At 29.1% G+C, this 22,867-nt stretch carries 19 protein-coding genes and 1 riboswitch; of the genes, 10 read left to right on the top strand and 9 right to left on the bottom strand.

The genetic code is table 11. The features are described 5' to 3' along the window. Window positions 1-2: 2 nt before the first annotated feature. The 4 genes from J418_RS0104965 to J418_RS0104950 form a co-directional block, all read right to left on the bottom strand. Window positions 3-926, bottom strand: a complete 924-nt coding sequence (locus J418_RS0104965) for a type I CRISPR-associated protein Cas7 (protein WP_017894953.1) — start codon at window positions 924-926, stop codon at window positions 3-5. Next, window positions 927-2,684: a hypothetical protein gene (locus tag J418_RS0104960; RefSeq protein WP_017894952.1), complete on the bottom strand. Its 1,758-nt coding sequence runs from the start codon at window positions 2,682-2,684 to the stop codon at window positions 927-929. 16 nt (window positions 2,685-2,700) lie between these two features. Further along, on the bottom strand, window positions 2,701-3,411 hold the full coding sequence (locus J418_RS0104955; RefSeq protein ID WP_017894951.1) for a CRISPR-associated endoribonuclease Cas6: 711 nt from the start codon (window positions 3,409-3,411) through the stop codon (window positions 2,701-2,703). Between the two features lie 119 nt (window positions 3,412-3,530). Then, window positions 3,531-3,791 carry an Rrf2 family transcriptional regulator gene (locus tag J418_RS0104950; protein WP_017894950.1) on the bottom strand — a complete coding sequence of 87 codons (261 nt, stop codon included), beginning with the start codon at window positions 3,789-3,791 and terminating at the stop codon, window positions 3,531-3,533. Between the two features lie 309 nt (window positions 3,792-4,100). Here J418_RS0104950 and J418_RS0104945 point away from each other — a divergent pair, with 309 nt between their 5' ends. From J418_RS0104945 to J418_RS0104935, 3 genes are all read left to right on the top strand, one after another. Further along, window positions 4,101-4,868, top strand: a complete 768-nt coding sequence (locus tag J418_RS0104945; protein ID WP_017751160.1) for an ABC transporter ATP-binding protein — start codon at window positions 4,101-4,103, stop codon at window positions 4,866-4,868. Continuing rightward, window positions 4,858-5,661 carry an ABC transporter permease gene (locus J418_RS0104940; protein ID WP_017751159.1) on the top strand — a complete coding sequence of 268 codons (804 nt, stop codon included), beginning with the start codon at window positions 4,858-4,860 and terminating at the stop codon, window positions 5,659-5,661. The genes J418_RS0104945 and J418_RS0104940 overlap by 11 nt, the downstream gene beginning before the upstream one ends. An 89-nt stretch (window positions 5,662-5,750) precedes the next feature. Beyond that, window positions 5,751-6,164 (top strand): tetratricopeptide repeat protein, encoded by a 414-nt coding sequence (locus J418_RS0104935; protein ID WP_257725573.1) that lies wholly within the window; start codon window positions 5,751-5,753, stop codon window positions 6,162-6,164. Between the two features lie 13 nt (window positions 6,165-6,177). Here J418_RS0104935 and J418_RS0104930 read toward each other — a convergent pair whose 3' ends face one another. From J418_RS0104930 to J418_RS0104920, 3 genes are all read right to left on the bottom strand, one after another. After that, window positions 6,178-7,371 carry a transglutaminase-like domain-containing protein gene (locus J418_RS0104930; protein ID WP_017751157.1) on the bottom strand — a complete coding sequence of 398 codons (1,194 nt, stop codon included), beginning with the start codon at window positions 7,369-7,371 and terminating at the stop codon, window positions 6,178-6,180. 85 nt (window positions 7,372-7,456) lie between these two features. Beyond that, complete coding sequence (recX, locus tag J418_RS0104925) at window positions 7,457-8,302, bottom strand: recombination regulator RecX (protein ID WP_017894949.1); 846 nt, start codon at window positions 8,300-8,302, stop codon at window positions 7,457-7,459. Window positions 8,303-8,326: 24 nt separating this feature from the next. Further along, window positions 8,327-9,559 (bottom strand): M16 family metallopeptidase, encoded by a 1,233-nt coding sequence (locus J418_RS0104920; protein WP_017894948.1) that lies wholly within the window; start codon window positions 9,557-9,559, stop codon window positions 8,327-8,329. A 173-nt stretch (window positions 9,560-9,732) separates the two neighbouring features. Here J418_RS0104920 and J418_RS0104915 point away from each other — a divergent pair, with 173 nt between their 5' ends. Both J418_RS0104915 and J418_RS0104910 read left to right on the top strand, forming a co-directional pair. Then, window positions 9,733-11,319 (top strand): DEAD/DEAH box helicase, encoded by a 1,587-nt coding sequence (locus tag J418_RS0104915; protein ID WP_017751154.1) that lies wholly within the window; start codon window positions 9,733-9,735, stop codon window positions 11,317-11,319. A gap of 70 nt (window positions 11,320-11,389) precedes the next feature. Continuing rightward, window positions 11,390-11,959, top strand: coding sequence for a flavin reductase family protein (locus tag J418_RS0104910; protein WP_017751153.1), 570 nt, complete (start codon window positions 11,390-11,392; stop codon window positions 11,957-11,959). Window positions 11,960-11,981: 22 nt separating this feature from the next. On the opposite strand, the gene greA is transcribed toward J418_RS0104910, so the two are convergent. Continuing rightward, entirely contained in the window at window positions 11,982-12,446 is a 465-nt protein-coding gene (gene greA / locus J418_RS0104905; RefSeq protein WP_017751152.1) for a transcription elongation factor GreA, read from the bottom strand. Window positions 12,447-12,676: 230 nt separating this feature from the next. Between greA and J418_RS0104900 the strand changes: the two genes are divergently transcribed. From J418_RS0104900 to J418_RS16030, 5 genes are all read left to right on the top strand, one after another. After that, window positions 12,677-14,422 (top strand): phosphoenolpyruvate carboxykinase (ATP), encoded by a 1,746-nt coding sequence (locus J418_RS0104900; RefSeq protein ID WP_017894947.1) that lies wholly within the window; start codon window positions 12,677-12,679, stop codon window positions 14,420-14,422. Window positions 14,423-14,608: 186 nt separating this feature from the next. Continuing rightward, window positions 14,609-15,457: a YitT family protein gene (locus J418_RS0104895; protein WP_017894946.1), complete on the top strand. Its 849-nt coding sequence runs from the start codon at window positions 14,609-14,611 to the stop codon at window positions 15,455-15,457. Window positions 15,458-15,637: 180 nt separating this feature from the next. Further along, window positions 15,638-16,282 carry a polyprenyl diphosphate synthase gene (gene uppS, locus J418_RS0104890; RefSeq protein WP_017894945.1) on the top strand — a complete coding sequence of 215 codons (645 nt, stop codon included), beginning with the start codon at window positions 15,638-15,640 and terminating at the stop codon, window positions 16,280-16,282. 83 nt (window positions 16,283-16,365) lie between these two features. After that, window positions 16,366-16,550: riboswitch (cobalamin riboswitch) on the top strand. 32 nt (window positions 16,551-16,582) lie between these two features. Continuing rightward, window positions 16,583-18,913, top strand: a complete 2,331-nt coding sequence (gene metE / locus J418_RS0104885; RefSeq protein WP_017894944.1) for a 5-methyltetrahydropteroyltriglutamate--homocysteine S-methyltransferase — start codon at window positions 16,583-16,585, stop codon at window positions 18,911-18,913. Window positions 18,914-18,972: 59 nt separating this feature from the next. Further along, complete coding sequence (locus J418_RS16030; RefSeq protein WP_017751147.1) at window positions 18,973-19,134, top strand: CDIF630_02480 family spore surface protein; 162 nt, start codon at window positions 18,973-18,975, stop codon at window positions 19,132-19,134. Between the two features lie 60 nt (window positions 19,135-19,194). Here the strand turns inward: J418_RS16030 and nifJ are convergent, their stop codons facing one another. Next, entirely contained in the window at window positions 19,195-22,761 is a 3,567-nt protein-coding gene (gene nifJ / locus J418_RS0104875; RefSeq protein ID WP_017751146.1) for a pyruvate:ferredoxin (flavodoxin) oxidoreductase, read from the bottom strand. Window positions 22,762-22,867 lie beyond the last annotated feature (106 nt).

Here is a 22,867-nt window from a genome sequence, read left to right as displayed (position 1 = left end):
GTCTAAACCTCTTTTCTTGTAAAAATATTAAATTTTTTAGTTCCTTCCGGCATATTTTTTATATCCAATTTATAATCATTATAATAAATCTCTGCATTCTTAATTCTATCTTTAATTTCAGCAAGTATTTTACTTAATGAGCAAAGCTCAAGAATACATTTATCATTTTTTTTAATAAAATTCATAAATTGAGTTAAATTTGGAAGATAAGTTTCTTCATCGGTCTCTATAAACAATGCAAACTCATTTTCACATCCTGCCTTTGAATTTGTATTAAGTGCAGTTGCTCCTACAAGTGCTCCTTCTTTAAATTTCTTATAATCATCTTCTGTATAGCCTTCTGTAAGTCCAGTTTCAACATAATCTTTATAGGAAATTGGATTTATATAGAATGGGTATAGGTAATGTGCCTCATCACTTACAATTTTTGTTCCAAGAGTACTCTGATTTGCTTCTTTACCTTCTTCACTCTTCTTATCACTTCTGAAAGGTGATAGTATCTGCTGCTCTTCAGAATTTGAAGATTGGTATACATTAAATCCTTGACCGATTTGTACAGCTCCCGTAATTGATATATTATTTCCTTCTTCTGCAAATGTGGCTCCAAAAGACTTAACATCAAGTGTTGAAAAAAGATTTTTAATTACATCTTCACTATTATCCTTTTTAGTAAGTGTGGTATTAAACACCTTATTATATCTTTCCTCAAGAGATCTTGGTCTCATCTTGTCTTTATCTGTTTTAAAGGATTTTATATATAAAATTTTTTCTCCCATGTCGTCCCAATACTTTTTTATACTGTATTTAAGTGCCTTATCACTTCCAAATATGGTACCATCTCCTATAGTCTTTGGATACCCACTAAAATCTGCATTCCAATTTGCCATAATAGATTTTATTCCAATAACTCCATATACTCTATTCATTTAATTTTCCCCCTCATAATTATTTTTTTCTGATTTTTTATATATTAAATTAGGACACAAAAATCCTGCTATTATCAAATCTTTATCCACTTCATTTTCTGGTTCATATCCTAAAATCATATAATACATATTTCTGAATTTAATAGATGGCATAATTGCATAGTTATATTTAACAAACAAACGTCTTAATTTTTCTTTTATAACTTTATCTTCTGAAGCTGTAAGTATAGGATTTATAAAGGAATAATTTTTGTTTCCCGAATTATTTAGGCTATAAAAATATTGAAGTAACTGACCTATGCAAAAATAATATTCTTCTTCACTGTTAATTTCCACTTTATAGTCTATATCCTTTTTTATATTTATCTTTTCATCCACACTTTTTCTAATATTCTTAATAGTATTTGCCATCTTATCCCCCTCATTTCTATTATTGAAATAGTCTAGTACTGCATGCCTTAAGTTAAATTGGTTTATAGCTCTATTTATATTTTTTTGATTTATAGAATTACATAAAAGTTTCAAAGTCATCTTGTTCCAAAAGCCTTTTACAAGAACTTCTTCTCCCTTATAAAACCATGTATAAAATCCATATCTATATTTTAAAAGTGCTTCCTTTACTTTGCTATTATTTAATTTTATATTTTGCGAATCCGTAAAAAAATTTTTTATTAAATATTTATTAAAAAATACTTCACTAACAGTAGTTTTCAATTCGCCTATATTGCCTAAATTTCTTTTAATAAGTTTGAAATCTTTTCCAAATCCATTTTTTAATATAGGTTTAAGTTTTATACATCTCTTTAATTTATATTCATAATTTGTTATTGAATCATAATCTATAATTTCTACTTCTTTTCCTTTATTTAATCTAAAAAAATATCCTTTGAAATTACTTTCTTTACTGTCATTCATTTTTACAGTATCTATATTATTTCTTGCTGCATATACATAATTTTTTCCTTCTGATGCATAATTCATAAGATAGTCAAATAACTTTTTTTCCATAGAAATTTTCTCTGAATCTACGAGTAAAGGTAATCTACTTTTTCTTGTTTTATTTTCTAAATACGGTTTTTTAGAGTTCAATCCCATATTGAAATCAGGTAATCCATAAACTTTATTTTTTATTTTAATATTATAATCTGTGTTATTATAAATATTAGGTATTATATACCTTTCACTTTCTTTTTTATAATTATCAAAATCCGTGTCATAAAATAATTTAAGATATGTTTTATTTAAATCTATTTTTTCTGATATTTGCATTATATATTTTTTTATCCAATTTTGTATTTTGTCTATTAATTCCACATTTGGCTTTCCATACTTCTCTTCAAATTTTAAATAAAGTTCTTTACTTTTGGGCCTTTTATATTTAGTCTTAGGATTTTTTAATATACTGTAATATCCATCTATAACTTCATTACTTAATTTTCCTTTGAATTTATCGAGATTTTCCTTTTTGACATAGAAAGTATACATACTATTACTGTGTATTATTTTTTTGGGGTCTAAAGGTTTATTCATAGAGATTAGTCCACTTACATAGTCCATTTTTGCAAATTTTTTGTAATCATCTTGGGATTGATCAGTATTTTTATCTACATTTAATATTTCTATACTATCTGCAGTATCTTCAAGGGTAAACTCAACATAATCACCAGGTGAAAGTGTATAATTATCTATAAGAAGATTATCTCCATTTTCAGCCTCAGTATAAATTTTACTAAATATATCATATATTTCATTTATCAAAAATCATGGTCTCCTTTCACTTTACATATTGATAATTTACAAACCCGTATCCCCTAGATGAAATATCACATAAGCCCGTTCCAATAACCATGTAAGCAATATCTTGAGCTTTTTGATTTGTGTCAATTCTTAAAGTCACTTTGTCACCAAGAATATTTTTATTTTTGAACTTAGTAGATATAGGTTTTTTATTATCTATCCTTTCATAATTAAATAGCTGTAAGTTTTTATCTAGTTTTTCTCCTGTCAATACTTCATACTTTTTTATACTGCTATTTCTTATATATTCAAAGAAATCTGACTCACTGTGGTTATTTCTCCAATACTGCGTTTTATATTCATCTGAAATTTTAATTATCAATGGAGTTATACTATAGATTTTTTCTATAGGTTTATTATTTATCTTCTTACTTCTACATACAAGTACTTTTAATTTAGATGTATATTCATTGCATAAGAAATTAACGAAATGATCTTTTAATTTACTTTGAATACATCTTATTTGAAAATTATAAATGTTTCCTTTTTGATAAACTTTATTATCTAAAGCTAACGGGTATAAACTATTAAAACAATATCCCTTTATTTTATTTTCTGTGTGGAAATCTTTCATATTTTCATTTTTGTAAAAAGATTGGTCAATTAATTTACTTAATGATTGTATAGAATCTTCCTTTGAGATATTTTGAAGTGTATACACTTTAACATTAATATCATATATCTCCATATATTCCTCCATTTATTTACTAAATATAATAATTAATTATTATATTCTATTTATTTATTTCAATTCCTTTATAATTTTTAAAATTTATAGAGAAATTGAATAACTATATCTAATGATCTCTATGTAGCACTATTTTTAATATTTGACTTACTTGTTAATAATTTATAAACATTATTTTGACAGTATTCTTTTTTTAATACATATCCACCATATCTCCCTGTAAATGACTCTATATACATTCCTGCTTCTAAAAGGCCATTTATATACCATCTTACAATTCTTTTAGGTATTTCTACTTTTTCCGATATTTCATCAGTCTTATGTATATTTTCATCAAGTAAAATATTAAGTATTTTTAATGATATTCCTATCTTAGACATAATTATTTCTCCTTTTAATTTTTATATACAATTTATCTTAGTGATATATACATTATATCATTAATTGTGGCAATATATTGCCACAATTAATTTACTTATTACATCATATGTTAGGGTTCAAATTTAAATTAAATAAATTATATCTAAATATACAATTTAGCTTAGATTTAAATACATCTCATGTTAAGGTTCATTTTTATATTATACCACCAAAAACTAAAATTAAACAAACCTCTGTAAGGAACACTCCCATCATCCACTTCATATAATAAAACATAGCCTGTAATAGGCATGTAGGGAGATGATATATTGAATAAACTAACAGTAAAAGATATATATATGAATTATCATTCACTTAAAGGATACACTGAAGCCTTAAAGGATATAAGTTTTTCAGTAAAAGAAGGCGAATTTTTAAGTATAGTCGGTCCTTCTGGCTGCGGAAAAAGTACACTTTTAAACATAATAGCAGGACTTATAAAGCCATCAAGCGGTGAAATATACGTTGATAATAAAAAATTGGAATCTGTTTCTTCAAAAATGGGATACATGTTTCAGAGAGATCAACTATTTGAGTGGTCCAGTGTATGGAACAACATAACACTCGGAATAAGAATACAACATAAATCCATATCCTCATACAGAGATAACTTAATGGCACTATTAAAAAACTACGGTCTTATTGACTTCATAAATTATTATCCAGATGAATTATCAGGAGGTATGCGTCAAAAAGTTGCTCTAATAAGAACTTTGGCCTTGAATCCTGAAATTTTACTTTTAGACGAACCATTTTCTGCTCTTGATTATCAGACTAGATTAAATATAAGTGATGAAATATATAAAATATTAAAAAAAGAAGGTAAAACAGTTATAATGGTAACCCATGATATAGCTGAAGCAATTTCCATGTCCAATAGAGTTTTAGTACTATCCAACAGACCTGCAAAATTAAAGACAATATTCAACATAAAATTTAGTCAATCCTATGATTCACCATTGGAATCCAGGGAAGATTCTGAATTCAGGATTTACTTCAATAATGTGTGGAAGGAGCTAAATTATAATGATAGATAACTTGAAAGAACATGAAAAATATATAAAAAGCATCATCACAAGAAAGAAGAAAATATTTATATCCAGATTGCTCATATTAGTAATTTTCTTTGCACTATGGGAAATGGCCGGAGATCTAAATTGGATAGATCCCTTTTTAACTAGCACTCCATCTAGAATGTTTAAAAATTTAATCAAGCTTTATCTGGAAGGTACTCTATTCAAACATATAGGTATAACCTGTATTGAAACAATAATAGGTTTTCTTTTAAGCACAATTTTAGGAACCTTAATAGCTATACTTCTTTGGCTGTCGGATTTTGTATCAGATGTACTTGATCCATATCTAGTTGTATTAAATGCCCTTCCTAAAATAGCATTGGCACCAATTATAATATTCTGGGTTGGAAATGGCATGTCAGCCATAGTTATGGTAACTGTTTTAATATGCATAGTCGTAACTATACTTACAGTATTAAATGGTTTTAGAGAAGTTGATAAAGACAAGATAAGGTTATTAAAAACCTTCGGAGCTTCAAGGTTTCAAATATTGACACATCTTATAATGCCAGCTTCAGTTCCAACATTGGTATCCACCTTAAAGATAAATGTAGGGCTTTCCTGGGTAGGTGTAATTATGGGAGAATTTCTTGTTGCAAAGGAAGGACTAGGGTTCCTCATAATATATGGAGGGCAGATATCACAGCTGGATACAGTAATGGTTAGTATAATAATACTTGCAGTACTTGCATATCTTATGTATAAACTTGTGGAATTGGCAGAAAATAAAATCAAAAAGAAACTAATGCATTAGTTAAATGGAGCTAAAGTTCTATACTTAAGCTCCTTAATTTTTTTATAAGAATATTTTTAAGTAATTTGGATATAAATTATTATATAGGAATATTTTATACATATAATTTGTTAATGACTTCAAGTACAATAAAGGAGGATACAATGAAGTACTTTCAAAAAGCCAACGAATACTACAATGATAGGGATTATAAAAAAGCCATTGTCCTATATGAAAAAGCAATAAAATTAAAGGATAACGAAGTATCTTCACTATACAATTCTGCAGTTTGTCTCATAAAATTAAAGGAATACTCAAAGGCAATTCCTAAATTAAAGGAGGCAATTAATTTAAAAAGGGAAAGTAAATACTTTTTTAATTTAGGATATTGTTACACTATGCTAAAAAACACCAAAAAGGCATTGATTTCATTCAATACCGCATGGTGTTTAGATAATTCTGATAAAGATTGTGAAATGGCAATAAATATTTTACTTAAAAAATATATATCAAGATCAAAGTAAATGGTAATATAATTTACCATTCACCTGCTATTTGAGCATTTCTATGATCAAGATTAAATCTGGAATTGTTAAAATAATTTCCACCTTTATAAAAAGTTGTGTCTACATTTATCCATTTACCCTTTTCAGGTATATATACTTGATTCCATGCATGACTAACCCAACTTACTCCATTAAATCCTTCTCCTGTTATCAGCCTGACTTTTAAGTTATTTGCTCTTGCCATAGCTACATATAGAGAAGCATAGTCAAAACAAATTCCCTTTCTAGTTTCGAAAGCCGGTATAGCTCCAGAGCTTACATTGAAATCATTATTCAAAACTTTGTTAGCTTTTGCATGATCATATGATATATTTGAACCAATCCAATTATATAAATTGTCAGCCTTATCTATAGTTTCAGTCCCCTCAGACCCTAATTCTCTTGCCAATTTATTAATTTGAGCATTTGATTTAACTCCTTCATCCAAAGTTACTCCGTTGTAATATACTACAGCCTTTCTATTATCAAATTGTTTTAGTGGAATAGATGCATTGGATTGAATCTCCTTTTGGGAGTTTGCTTCTCTTATAACTATCCTGAAAGAATTATTCAATATATTGGGAAGATTTTTTGCAATAGTCGAATTGGTAACAGGTATAACTATACTCTTGCAAATAGTTTCATAAGTCCTGGAAGCTTCAAGATATCCATTCAATTTATCATTTATATTAAACATAGATAATATATTTAGTATAAAGGTTAGCAATAATATATAGCATACAGCCTTAGGCAATTGAAATATCATTCCAATTATTCGTTTAAACAAATTACCTTTTGAAATAAGGAATTTCTCTATACTATCCAATGCAGGATAAAATGTAACACAATTTAGTATATCCAAAAGCAATTTGATAATTCTATAGATAATAAAAACAGTTATGGGTATTACAATTGCATATATTATCAAATTATTATTTTCTAGATAGTTAAGTATCTGCTGAGGTATATAGTAATAAATTCTTTTGTATATCCCCTGATCATGTTGTATAAATATTTTCTTTCCAAAATATATACCTGATATTATAGCTATTATAAAAGATATATTTCTGCCGGCATCATCAATTTCAATTTTTAAATCTTTTGAGGAAAATTTAAACAAAAATCCTCTTAAAACAGGATATAAAAATACTAGAGTTATTATAAGTGTTACGGGATTTATTTTCATAATAACAACCACCTTTTAAAGTATCTAAAATAAAAGAAATCCCTATGATGAATACATAATTTACAGTCTATATGAAAATATCAAGTTAGATATCCTCTTGCATAATCTTTCTTAAAACTTGCTTTATATCTTCCCATAAATATCCCCTTCTCATTAGATATTGACTAAGTCTTCTATTTATTTTATTAATATCATTTTCAGACCTTGTTATTATATTATACCTTTTTTTTGCAATATCGTATAGGGGATTGGTGTCTTTTTTGGAAATTTTTTCTTGTTGAATAAAATCATCTTTTTTTATTATCTTTTTTAGAATATTTTTAGCAAGTTCTATTTCATATCCTCTTCTAGTCAAGTAACTGCCAAGTTTTAGATAAACCTTCTGAAAATTATTTTCAGATTTAATAATTATATCATATTTCTTTCTAGCACAATTTAAAGCATTTTCTTCATATTGACCTTTATCCATATCACTTAAAATTCTGTCTATCATACACTTTTCTATACCTTTCTTTACTAATTCATGTTTTATCTTGTTCCTTCCACAGATTCGGATTTTTTCTTCTGCGTATAATGATGCAAATTTATTGTCATCCACAAATTTATAATCTTTTAAAAAGTTTAAAGTTCTCAAAACCGTATCTATATCATATCCTTTTTTAAGAAGTTTATCGCTTATTTGTTTTTCCGTTTTATAATTTCTTTCTAAAATATTGAGAGCTGAACTCTTACATTTTATATAGTTGTCCTCATGGATTATGCCCTTTATATAACCCAAATCTATATATTCATTCTTATCTATTCTGTATCTATATACAAGTTCTCTGCTGCAGGAAAATGAGAATTCATAATCTATATATACATTTACTCTATTTTTATTTCCCTTTTGAACTTTTATATCCGTTACTAAATTTATATTATTTTTATTCATAAATATTTAAAATCTATCTCCTTATTATTTACTACTCTTCAATATATATATTGTAGGATTATTTAAAACCTTTCTGGCAACTTCATATATATGGCTGTCCTTTATATTTTCCATTTCTTTAATATCATCATTGAATTTAAATATGCTTTGTTCATCCATTGATTGAGTAATTACATAATTTCCAATATCAGTACTATCATCTAAAGTAAAAGCAATGGATGTCTTTAAAGCCTTTTTCATAGTTATAATACTATCTTTATCAAAGATTATTTTTTCTTCCTTTATATGTTCAATACAACTTAAGATAATATCAATGGCTTCCTGAATATTTTCCTCATTTACAGTTGCATATATATATAATGTTTTTACATACTCCGTTAAATCAAGATCCGTATAAATATCATATCCAAATCCATTTTCCTCTCTTAACTTTCTAAATAGTATTGAATTTGGACTTTCTCCTAATTTATAGCTTAGTATTCTAAGAGCCAGTTCCTGTTTTTTATCCAATCCGTAACATGTAAATAAGAACATTATACTGCTCTGTTCTATATCTCTCTTATAAAATATCTTTTTACATGGAAAATTATTTTCAACTACAATGTTTTTGAGTTCAATAGATTTAGGCTTCCAATTTTTTAAATACCTAAGTATAATATTTATAACCTTCTCATGTTCATAAGGAGATACAACAGATATAAAACAATTATTGGGTAAATAGTACCTATTATAAAATTCAACCAGATCCTCCCTTGTAAATCTAGTTACATTTTTTTCACTTCCACAGATATCATATCTAAGTGAACTATTTTTAAATCCAATTTTATTTATCTGCATAAAGCTGAGCTGCTCTATATCATCTTTATTAGATCTTATTTCAGATAATATTACATTTCTCTCTTTTTCCAATTCTTCAACATTAAATTCAGGATTAATTATCATATCAGACATTATTTCTATAGATTTCTCTAATTCTTCCCCTAAACTTGTAATACTATACACTGTTGAGGTATTGTCCGTATATGCATTATACTCTCCTCCTAAATTTTCCAAATCCCTGTTCAACTTTTCATTATCTCTTTTTTTAGTGCCTTTAAAAAGCATATGTTCTATAAAATGTGACATTCCATTTTCCTGGGGAAGCTCATACATAGACCCTACTTTTATTCCAAAATGCAAGGCCGAAATTTGAGTATCTTTTTTTATAGTGATAAGTTTTATTCCATTAAATAAAGTCTTTTGGACAGCATCAAACATATAATTCTCCTCTAAAATTAACAAATACATAGTTTAAACTTTTTGTTTATATTACATTATATCATAATTAAATTAGAATAATCTTATAAAATGTGAATTAGAATTTGATAATATTACAATACTATGTTATGATAGGATTTGTTTTGTAATATAAAAAAGAAAGAGGAGTTTTAATGAGTAATATGAATTTCAGCAATTTAAATTTGGAGCCTAAAATACTTCAGTCAATAGATGCTTTAGGATTTGAAGAACCTTCTCAAATTCAAGCAGAATCCATTCCTGTAATATTGGAAGGACACGATGTAATAGGTCAGGCACAAACAGGTACTGGAAAAACTCTGGCATTTGGCGCTCCGATGCTAAGTAAAATAGATCATAATAGCAATCATATATCTACGCTTATACTCACACCTACAAGAGAACTTGCAATTCAAGTAAATGATGAATTAAGTAAACTAGTTAAATTCAGCAAAATACGTCTTATGCCAATATATGGCGGTCAACCTATTGATAGACAAATAAGATCATTAAAAAAAGGAATAGATGTAGTAGTTGGTACTCCTGGTAGAATAATAGACCACATACGAAGACACACAATAGATTTGAGTAAAATACAATTTTTAATAATGGATGAAGCTGACGAAATGTTGGATATGGGTTTCATAGATGATATAGAAAGTATAATAAAAAATACCAATCCTAACAGACAAACCTTATTATTTTCCGCAACTATGCCAAATCAAATAAAAAAATTAGCATCCAAATATATGAGTAAAGACACTAAATATATTAAAATAGAAAAAAATACATTAACTGTTGAAAAAATAAAACAATATTATTATGAAATTAAACACAAAGACAGATTTGAATCTTTGTGCAGGATACTGGACGTAGATGAACCTTCCAGTGCTATAATATTCTGCAAGACAAAAAGAGGTGTTGATGAACTTGTAGAATCCATGCAGGCAAGAGGCTATAATGTAGAGGGTATGCATGGAGATATGAATCAAAATCAAAGAATGAACACTCTTAGAAAATTCAAAGATGGAAGTTTAGAATTTTTAATTGCAACAGATGTAGCTGCAAGAGGTATAGATGTAGAAAATGTATCCCACGTTATAAACTATGACCTGCCTCAAGATACAGAATATTATGTACACAGAATAGGAAGAACCGGAAGAGCAAATAAGGAAGGTATTGCCTACTCCCTTGTAACTCCAAGAGAATATATACTTTTAAAACAAATAGAAAAATATACAAAGAGCAAAATAAAAAGGAAAGAAGTACCTACAGTTGATGACATATTTGAAGCTAAATATAAACATATTGCAGAAAAAATAAAAACTACATTAAGTGAAAATAATTTTAAAAACTTTATTCCTATAGCAACTGAATTAGATGAGGAATATAATCTAGTTGATGTAGCAGCTGCACTTATGAAAATAGTTTTCGACAATGAAATAAGTTTTGACTATAAAGAAAACTCTATAAATAAAAATATAGATGAAGAAATAAGATTGTTTTTGTCCATAGGAAGAATGGATAATATAACTCCAAGAAAGCTAATTAAATTCATAACTGAAACATCATCCGTTGAAGCGCATGAAATCGGTGATATAGATATATTAAACAAATTTACATTTATAAACGTATCTGAAAGTATTGCTTCAATTATATTAAAAAAGACCAACGGGAAAAAATTCCAGGGAAGAAGAGTTTCTGTGGAAGTCGCAAAGAGCAAAAAATCTAAAAACAGATAATTATTCAATACCCACAAATGCATTTTGTGGGCTTGTTATTATAAAGAATTTAAAAAAGGATAGTGAATTTATGAATAAAATTGCTTTTAAGGGAAGCTGCATGCTAAATCCTGTTCCTGCAGTACTTGTAACCTCAAGAAATAAGTCTGGAAAAGTAAATGTATTTACCGCAGCCTGGGTTGGAACTGTGTGTACAAAGCCTCCAATGATTTCAATATCCATAAGACCTGATAGACTTTCATATGAATATATAAAAGAGACTAAGGAATTTTCAGTAAATCTTCCTAGTTCGTCAATGACACGGGTATTAGATTTTTGTGGAGTTAAATCTGGAAGGAATACAGATAAAATAAAGGCTTGTAAATTTAATTTAAAAGATAGTACAAAAATCAATGTACCTTATATTGAAAACTGTCCTGTAAATTTAGAATGTAAAGTAAAAAATATAATTCCTCTAGGTAGTCACCATCTTTTTTTATCTAATATATTGTCCGTTAATGTAGATGAAAATGTTATCTCAAAAAATGGAAAAATACATTTAGAAAAAGCTAACCTTATCTGCTATTCTCATGGAGAATATTTTAAAATTTCTTCAAAACCAAGTGGTAAATTTGGCTACTCAGTGAAAAGAAAAAAATAAAATTATTGTAGAATACGTTATTCTACAATAATTTTTCTACTTTAACATCATAATTTCCATCAGGAGAATCAACTGTAGCCTTTTGACCTACCTTTAGTTTAAATAAAGCCTTACCTAAAGGAGAATCTATACTTATCCTCATATTTTTAACATCAGCTTCTACAGAACTTACCAAAGTAACTTCTTCTGTATCATCTATGTCATAAAATCTTACCAGTGCAGTCTTATTAACATCAAATACATCTGCAGCATCGGAACTTTTTATTATAATAGCATTTTTAAGCTGTTCCTCAAGTTCCTGTATTCTCGTTTCAGTCATAGATTGGTCATCTTTTGCAGCACTATAATCTGCATTTTCACTCAAATCACCCTGTGCACGTGCAGACTTAAGAGCAGCCTTAATTTCAACTCTTTTAACTGTTTTTAAATATTCAAGTTCCTCTTCTAATTTTTTCTTGCCTGATTCTGTTAATGTTAAATTCTGCATAAAACCACCTACTATTCTAAATTTATGATATATTATTCTTAAAAATATGTATACAAATCATCTTACTATATTATAATATTACTATTAAAATAATACAAGGAATTTACTTATGTGTTTAAATTTTGACAGTACTGTACTTTGTTATAATTTAAATTATTGTAAATTTATCCATTATGATATAATCATGTTAATAGCAGCAATTATTATTTTAACTTTTTGGGGGGATTAATATGAGAAAAGAATTTTATCTAAACAATGGAAAAATAATGATAAATTTCACTGAAAAATACTGTGACACATCGGAAAAGTTATTAGAAAGTTCAGCATTTAAAACTGTTTTAGAAAAATATTTAAAAAAATCACAGAGAAAAAACACTTCCATATATAAATATATTAAAAATGCATCTACTATTACTGAGATAAATAAGCTTATCCAGAGTATAACAAACTTGTTTAAATTGCTAATGGTATTTAAATTAGAAGATATTAAAGAAATAGATACAAATTTTAAATCTATTTTTGACAATAAAGACAAACTTATATTATTTATAGAAGACTTATATAAATTTTGGAGGAAAATTGAAAGATATACAATTATACATGACAATAAACCAGGTGATGGATTTCAGGATGCAAGTTTTATAGATTCAAATATTGCATTTTCTCAATTAATATTGGATACTTATAGAAAAATCGAGGAAAATATTATATCACACAAGCCTCAAATATATAGACAACTTCCCGCTGGTGGAAATGCAGGGCTATTATTAAATGATTTGCCACATTTGTATTCAGAAGATTATAAATGTCTTCAAAACATTCCTTTTATTAAATCAATTATGTTAGATCCTCCATTTATAACTTATCCTAAAATGAATACCCGAACAGGTATGTTTACTGAATGCTTTGAAAATCCTTTGAAACAATGCACTATAAAATATGACCACTGGTTTTGTTATCCTGCCAAAGTCGGCGACCTGCTAGCCTATATATATTTTCATAGGAATTTTATGGCTCATGGCATAACCCTTTGTAATCTCTTTGAAATAGCAAGGGAAAGTGAATATAAAAATAAAAAGCCCGATATCGTCTATGTATTTGGGGCAAGGGATTCTTTCAAACAAATGAGAACGATTTTTTATGATGATAAGAAAAACAATATAATGCTTGGGTATATAAATTATAATGAGTCCATAGATTATTTTGGCTATATGAAAAAAATGACTCTTACACTTCACAATCTTATAATGATAAAAAGAGGATACCTTCCTATTCATGGAGCCATGGTCAATATAGTCACAAAAGGCAACAAAACTGCAAATATAATTATAATGGGTGATAGTGGTGCTGGAAAGTCTGAAACTCTTGAAGCATTCAGACAACTTGGGGATGAATATATAAGTGACATGAAAATAATATTCGATGATATGGGAACTGTCAGACTTGATGAAAAGGGTTGCATATCAGCTTATGGTACTGAAATAGGTGCCTTTGTAAGATTAGATGATCTAGATAGCGGATATGCTTTTAAAGAAATAGACAGAAGTATTTTCATGAATCCAGATAAAATAAATGCACGATTAGTTATTCCTGTATCCAGCTATACTGAGATAACTACCGGATATCCTTTTAATTTATTTTTATATGCCAATAATTATGAAGATAAGGGCTCTGAACTAGAATTTTTTAATAATTGTGATACTGCTATAAAAGTATTTAAAGATGGTGCCCGAATAGCCAAAGGAACTACATCGGAAAAAGGCCTTGTTAAAACTTATTTTGCAAATCCTTTTGGTCCTGCTCAAAAATCTAAAGATACAGACAAACTTTTAAATATATATTTCAATCAGTTTTTTAAGTCTGGTATAAAAGTTGGACAAATTAGAACACGCCTTGGTATATCTGGCAAAGAAAAAACAGGTCCTAGAAAAGCTGCCTTAGTACTTCTTGAAGAAATAAAGCATTTACAAAATTGACCAGCTTAATATATTGACATAATCTAATTGTAAACTATATAATATTTTTGTACTAATAAAAAGAAATTCATGCAATGTTTAATTTGTATGTAATTGGAGCATATATAAATCTGAGAAGGATTTTTACTTGGGTTTTTGTATGCTCTTTTAGTTTTGCATAGAAAATTATATAAGGAGGAATTATATGTGATTAAAAATTTAAAAGATATATTCATGCTGCTTTTCGGTTGTCTTCTAGTCGCTTTTGGAACTTATTTTTTTCTGGCACCTAGTCATATAGCTGCAGGTGGAATTAGTGGTGCAGGTATAATTGTTAATACCTTTTTTCCAAATATACCCATAGGACTATTTATGATTTGTGTAGAAATACTTTTATTTATAATAGGGTTCATAATAATAGGACCTATTTTCGGTGGTAAGACAATATTTTGCAGTTTTTCTATATCACTGATGATATTATTGATGGAAAAGATATATCCCACTGTTAAGCCTTTTAGTTCGGATACTCTAATGCAGCTTATATTTGGAGTATTAATATGTGGTGCAGGTATGGGAATAGTCTTTAATAAAAATGCATCTACAGGTGGAACTGATATAATAGCTAAAATAATTAATAAGTATACAAAAATAAGCATAGGTAAGTGCATACTTATACCCGATATTGTTGTAGCTATTGCTGCCTGTGCCGTTCTTGGAATAGACAAAGGTATGTACGCAATGCTTGGAATACTATTAAATGCAACAATTATAGATAGAGTAATTATAAACTTAAATACTTACAAGCAAGTAGCTATAATAAGCTCAAATGGCAAAAAGATAAAAGATTATATAGTTGAAGTTCTAGATCGAAGTGCAACTATATACTATGCAAAAGGTGCTTATAATAATAACAATAATGAAGTTATAACAACTATACTGGATAGAAAACAATTTCTCAAACTTAAAGAATATATAGTAAAAATAGATGCTAAGGCATTTATCACTGTAAATGAAGTAAATGAAGTACTTGGAGAAGGTTTTTCAAGTATAATATAAGCATATTGCCAAATATGGACTTTCGATATTATTGGAAAGTCCATATTTATTTAATTAGTTGTTTATTATATAATATATTATTAAGTGCATTTTACAGATATATACCCACATAAGTATTTTAGAATAACAATTTAATTTTGGGGTATAATTAGAGTTATCATATATAAAGGGGGACAATTTATGAGAATTCCAAAACACATAGGTATAATCCCAGATGGAAATAGACGATGGGCTGCCAAGAATGGAATGAGTAAAGAAAAAGGTTATGAAGCCGGTTTAAAACCAGGCATAGAATTATTCAAGCTCTGTAAAAACCTAGGTGTTAATGAATTAACATATTATGGCTTTACAGTAGATAATACAAAACGGCCTAAAATACAGACCCAGGCTTTTACTGAAGCTTGTATTAATGCGGTGGACATATTGTTAAAAGAAAATGCATCTCTTCTAGTAGTTGGTAATTCAAATTCACCAATGTTTCCAAAGGTGCTTCTCCCCTATACTGAGAGAAAAGATATTGGAAAAGGTGGAATTAGAATAAATTTTCTTGTGAACTATGGATGGGATTGGGATTTAAATAATTTAAGCAATTCACATTCAAAAAACAGAAATTCAATCATATCAAGTTTAAACTCTCATGATATAAGTAGAATGGACCTAATAATACGTTGGGGTGGCAGAAGAAGATTAAGTGGATTTCTTCCAGTACAATCAGTGTATTCCGACTTTTATGTAGTAGATGATTACTGGCCGGATTTCAAGGAGCAGCATCTTTTAGATGCATTAAAATGGTATGACAATCAAGATGTAACACTAGGAGGCTGAATCTTATTTAACCTAACATAAACTTCTTTATAAGTGCATATTTATGTGCTATAATTTATTTTAGCAATTCATAATTAAAAAAAGAATTCTTTAACATATAAGGTGCTTTTACTCATTTGTAAAAGATAATAGGGAATCAAGTTATAATCTTGAGCAGCACCCACTACTGTAATTTGGACGAAAGTTTCTAAACCACTGTTTGTATACGGGAAGGGAAACAATTAGGATGAAGATAAGCCAGGAGACCTGCCTTTTATGTAAAACTGAATCTTTGGGATTGAAGATAAGGAGGAAAATTAAATGAACAAATCAACTATCGTAGGTTACCCTAGAATAGGTGTTAATCGAGAACTAAAATTTGCAGTGGAATCATATTTTAAGGGAAATATAGATTCAAATGAACTATTTTCTACAGGAAAAAAATTGAGGGATGAATACTGGTCCAAACAAAAAGAAAGTGGATTGGATATTATACCGTCAAATGACTTTTCATACTATGACAATATGCTGGATATGGCATTTCTATTAAACATTATACCCCAAAAATACAAGGATCTTGGTCTTTCACCATTGGATACATATTTCGCAATGGCCAGAGGTTATCAAAATAACTCTAAAGATATAAGGGCCTTGCCGATGAAAAAATGGTTTAACACAAACTACCATTATATTGTACCTGAAATAGATCAAAATACCATCTTTTCAATTAATGATACTAAACCTTTTGATCTCTATAGAGAATCAAAAGAATTGAATATAGAAACCAAACCGGTAATAATAGGTATCTTCACTTTTCTCAAACTCTCAAATTTAAAAGGTAATACTACATTTGAACACTGTTTGAATAAACTTGCAAATATATATATAGATATATTAGACAAGTTTCAACAAGAAGGCATCAAATATCTGCAAATTGATGAACCAATTCTAGTAACAGATTTAACTGAATATGAAATAGAACTATTTAAAAATGTATATGATAAGATCTTAAATAAAAAATATAGTTTTAAAACATTGCTCCAAACATACTTTGGAGATATAAGAGATATATACGAAAATTTACAAAACCTAAAATTTAATGGAATAGGATTGGATTTTGTGGAAGGTAAAAAAAACTTAACACTTCTACAAAAATATGGATTTCCCGACAACAAGATATTAATAGCTGGAATAGTCAATGGAAAAAACATATGGAGAAACGACTACAAACACAGTATTCAATTAATGAATAATATTGGTAAATATATTGATACAAATAAAATTTATATAAGTACCTCATGTTCTCTTCTGCATGTACCTTATACTGTGAAACCTGAAGGCCATATTGATGACAAAAATATAGGAAAAGTAGATAACCTTATAAACATGTCAGAATATATAGAGAGCTTATCTTTTGCAGAAGAAAAATTAAATGAACTTTCAGAAATAAAAGAACTATTGAAATGCAAAGATTATGAAAAACAGAGCAAATATATAAAAAATCAGGATATATTAAAAAGAAAAAGGCAAAATCCACTATGCTATAATAAAGAAATTAGAACGAATATAAATAATTTAAAACCAGAAGATTTTACAAGAAAAGACTCTTTAGAATTTAGAAAAAAAGTTCAAAATAATACTTTTAAACTGCCTTTATTACCTACAACTACCATAGGATCTTTTCCGCAAACTCATGAAATTAAAAAACTTAGAAAAGATTTAAGGGGAAATACTATTACCAAGGAAAATTATGAAAATCAGATAATGGAAAAAATTAAAGAAGTACTTAAGCTCCAAGAGGATATTGGTTTAGATGTATTGGTTCACGGAGAATATGAACGTGCTGACATGGTTGAATACTTTGGAAGATTGTTAGATGGTTTTCTGTTTACCAAAAATGGTTGGGTTCAATCTTATGGAACAAGAGCAGTAAAACCACCGATAATATATGGAGATGTAAAGCGCACTGCTCCTATGACATTAGATTGGATTAAATTTGCCCAAGATCAAACTGACAAGCCTGTAAAAGGTATGTTAACAGGTCCCATTACAATTTTAAACTGGTCATTTCCAAGAGAAGATCTTGACTTAAAGCAAATAGCCTATCAAATAGGTTTGGCAATTGGAGAAGAAGTTTTGGATTTAGAATCTGAAGGAATAAAAATAATACAAATTGATGAAGCTGCTTTAAGAGAAAAACTTCCCCTTAGAACTAAAGATTGGCATAAAAAATATTTAGATTGGGCAATATCTGCTTTTCGTTTAACAAACTCAAAAGTTAAGAGTGAAACTCAAATTCATACCCATATGTGCTATAGTGAATTTTCAAGTATAGTACAAGAGATTAAAGATATGGATGCAGATGTATATTCAATAGAAGCTGCACGTTCAGACTTTTCAATACTTGATTTTTTAAAAAATAATAATTTTAAATCTCAAATAGGGCCTGGAATATACGATATTCATTCTCCAAGAATTCCATCCATTGAGGAACTTGAAAAATCAATAAAAATTATGCTGGATAAAATTGATTGTGACAAGCTTTGGATAAATCCTGATTGTGGATTAAAAACAAGAGGCATTGATGAAGTCAAAAAAAGTTTAATAGACATGGTATTGGCAACAAAAAATATTCGAAAAAAACTTAATTAAATTTTTCCACTTATATATTAAGGGTATTTTGAAAATAATATTTATAGAGGTGATTATAAATGTTAGACAACAAAAAATCCCATAAAAAAATACCTATTGAAAATCACGAAACAGCTGCCTGGGCAAATATAAAGAAAACAAAACCTGTATCAAATGTACCTATTGGAGATATAGTAGATATAGATAATGCCAAAAACTGGGTAGAAGAAAATCAAAAATAACTTTTATTAATAAAACAAACCTTGTGTCCAATACAGACACAAGGTTTGTTTTTTATATTTCTAACCTTTTTTCTTATTTTCATAATTTATTTCTGATAATCTCTTATATATAGTATATCTATCTTTTGCATTCTCTTCTGACACCTTATATAATTGCTCGGCTTTCTGAGGAAATATCTTTTTAAGAGATGAAAATCTTATTTCACCATCTATATGTTCCCTAAATGAGGTCTTTGGTTCTTTTGAATCCAACAAGAATGGATTCTTACCTTCAAGTTTTAATACAGGATTAAATCTATATAGTTGCCAATATCCGGCATCTACAGCTTTTTTCTCCTGTGCTATACTAGTTCCCATTCCAGTTTTTATACCATGATTTATGCACGGAGCATATGCTATTATGAGAGATGGGCCTCTATAATTTTCAGCTTCTACTATGGCTTTCAATGCATGATTCATATTGGCTCCAAGAGCTATCTGTGCCACATATACATATCCATAGCTCATAGCCATGAGCCCTAGATCTTTTTTCTTTACTTGTTTCCCAAGTGCAGCAAACTTTGCTACTGCTCCTGTTTGTGTGGATTTAGAAGACTGTCCTCCTGTATTTGAATATACCTCAGTATCCATTACAAACAAATTCACATCCTCACCTGAAGCAAGTACGTGGTCTACTCCTCCAAATCCAATATCATAAGCCCATCCATCTCCACCTAGTATCCACTGAGACTTCTTAACTAGAAAATCTTTTTTCGCTATTATCTCTTTTAATATACTGTCGGTTTCATAAGCATTGGACTGCATGATTGAATCTACAACTTTTTTTGATGATGTTTTAGAAAGACTTCCATCATCCATAGTATTTATCCATTCATTAAAGGATTTTATTATATCATTTTCTTCACTTTTTTCCCTGGAATTTTCAATATAATGCAGCATGAGTTTTCTTATTCCATCTCTCATGTACTTTACGGCCAGATACATTCCATAACCATACTCAGCATTGTCCTCAAATAGTGAATTTCCCCATGAAGGCCCTTTTCCTTCGCAATTTTTTGTATAGGCTATAGAAGGTGCACTAGCAGCCCATATAGATGAGCATCCAGTTGCATTGGCTATCATCATTCTTTCACCAAACAATTGAGTCAGAAGCCTTATATAAGGAGTTTCACCGCATCCAGGGCAAGCACCATTGAATTCAAGCAGCGGAGTTATAAACTGGCTTCCCTTTAATGTATTTCTATTGATTAAGTCTTCCTTTCTAGTTAGACTTATAGCATAATTCCAATTTTCACATTCAGCATCTACTTGTTCTTCCCATGGCTTCATAATAAGAGCCTTGCCTGGGGCAGGACATATATCTGCACAATTTCCACAGCCCGTGCAATCCATAGGACTTATTTGAATCTTAAAATTCAAGTTTTCAAGTCCCTTTCCCAGTGCCTTTTTGCTCTTGAAGCTTTCTGGTGAATTGTTTATCTCATCTTCATTTAGAAGAAATGACCTTATAGTTGCATGAGGGCATACATATGAGCACTGATTACACTGTATGCATTTATCAATCTGCCATTCGGGTACCATTACAGCTATTCCTCTTTTTTCATATGCTGAAGTTCCTACAGGATAAGTCCCATCCTCCATATTTAAAAATGCACTTACAGGAAGATTATCCCCCTCGTTTTTCTCCATTGGTCTCTGAATATTTTTAACAAAATCAGGTTCCTCTATATTATCATTGTATTTCTGTGATTTTTGTTCTGCATTTTTCCACGAATCAGGTATATCTACCTTTTTGACCAACTCTATACCTTTATCTACAGCCTGCCTGTTCATTTCAACAATCTTTTCACCTTTTCTTCCATAGGTCTTCTCTATAGAATCTTTCAAATATCTCACAGCATCATCTATAGGTATTACCTTTGCCAGTTTGAAGAATGCAGACTGCATTACCATATTGATTCTTCCACCTAAACCTATATCCCTGGCAATTTTCACCCCGTCTAGTATATAAAAATTTACATTGTTTTCTGCCATATATCTCTTCATTCCTGCAGGCAATTTATCATTAAGTTCATCTTCACTCCAATGGCAATTCAATAGAAATGTTCCACCTTTTTTAAGTCCTTTTAAAATATCATAATTATATATAAAAGATCTATTATGACAAGCTATATAATCCGCACTATTTACTAGATAAGGTGATTTAATAGGCTTTTTTCCAAATCTCAGATGAGATACTGTAGTTCCTCCTGATTTTTTACTATCATAAGAAAAATACGCTTGTGCATATAAATCAGTATTATCTCCAATTATCTTTACTGCAGATTTATTTGCTCCTACAGTTCCATCTGAACCAAGTCCCCAAAATTTACAACTTATAGTACCTGCAGGAGTAGTTTCTATTTCTTCACCTTGTTTAAGTGACATGTGTGTTACATCATCTTCTATGCCTATAGTAAAATACTTTTTTGGATTATTGCATTTCATATTTTCAAATACTGACAATATATGTGAAGGTGTAGTATCTTTTGAGCCTAAACCGTATCTTCCGGCAAATATTTCAGGTCTCTTATCTGATTCATAGAATATTTTACATACATCCAGGTAAAGAGGTTCACCAACTGAGCCTGGTTCTTTAGTCCTATCCAAAACTGATATCTTCTTTACTGTATCCGGCATGACATTGAAGAAATATCTTTCTGAAAATGGTCTGTAAAGATGTACTTTTATAGTTCCTACCTTTTCACCTTTATCCATAAGATAGTCTACAGTTTCATCTATTGTGTCACAGATAGAACCCATTGCAACTATGATGTTCTCCGCATCTTTGCATCCGTAATATTCAAAAGGTTTGTAGTCTTTTCCTGTTATATTGTTTATTTCATTCATATATTGATCTACTATATCCGGAACCTTGTCGTAAAACTTATTGGATACTTCTCTTCCCTGGAAATATATATCAGGATTTTGAGCAGTTCCCTTGACAGTTGGATGTTCAGGATTTAGTGCTCTACTTCTGAATTCATTTATTGCATCATAATCTACAAGTTTTTTGACTTCACTGTAGTCAATTACATTTATTTTCTGATATTCATGAGAAGTTCTGAATCCATCAAAAAAATGAAGAAAAGGTACTCTTGACTTAATAGCACTTAAATGTGATACAAATCCTAAATCCATTGCTTCCTGAACATTGGATGATGCCAACAGTGCAAAACCTGTCTGTCTGCATGCCATAACATCCTGATGATCTCCAAATATGGAAAGTGCATGAGTAGCAAGTGCACGTGCACTTACGTGAAATACTGTTGGAAGATGTTCTCCTGCTATCTTATACATATTGGGAATCATCAAAAGAAGCCCTTGAGAAGCTGTATATGTTGTTGTTAATGCACCTGCTGATAATGAACCATGTACAGCACCTGCAGCACCTGCTTCCGACTGCATCTCGCTAATTTTAACGGTATCACCAAATATATTTTTTTTCCCCTGGGATGACCATTCATCCACTGCTTCTGCCATAGGTGTAGATGGTGTAATAGGATATATTGCAGCTACTTCAGTAAATGCATAAGAGGCATACGCAGCCGCCTGATTTCCATCCATGGTTTTCATCTTTTTTTCCATTTTAATTCACTCCCTCAATCAAATTTCAAAATATATATCTTTATTTATTATTTGAAATATATAGATTCTCATACACTATAGTTAAAAATAAATTTTTAATAAGCAT

Source organism: Clostridium tyrobutyricum DSM 2637 = ATCC 25755 = JCM 11008, assembly GCF_000359585.1.
Classification (GTDB): domain Bacteria; phylum Bacillota; class Clostridia; order Clostridiales; family Clostridiaceae; genus Clostridium_B; species Clostridium_B tyrobutyricum.
Note: the sequence above shows the minus strand (reverse complement) of the source record. Positions and strands in the feature narration are given on the sequence as shown.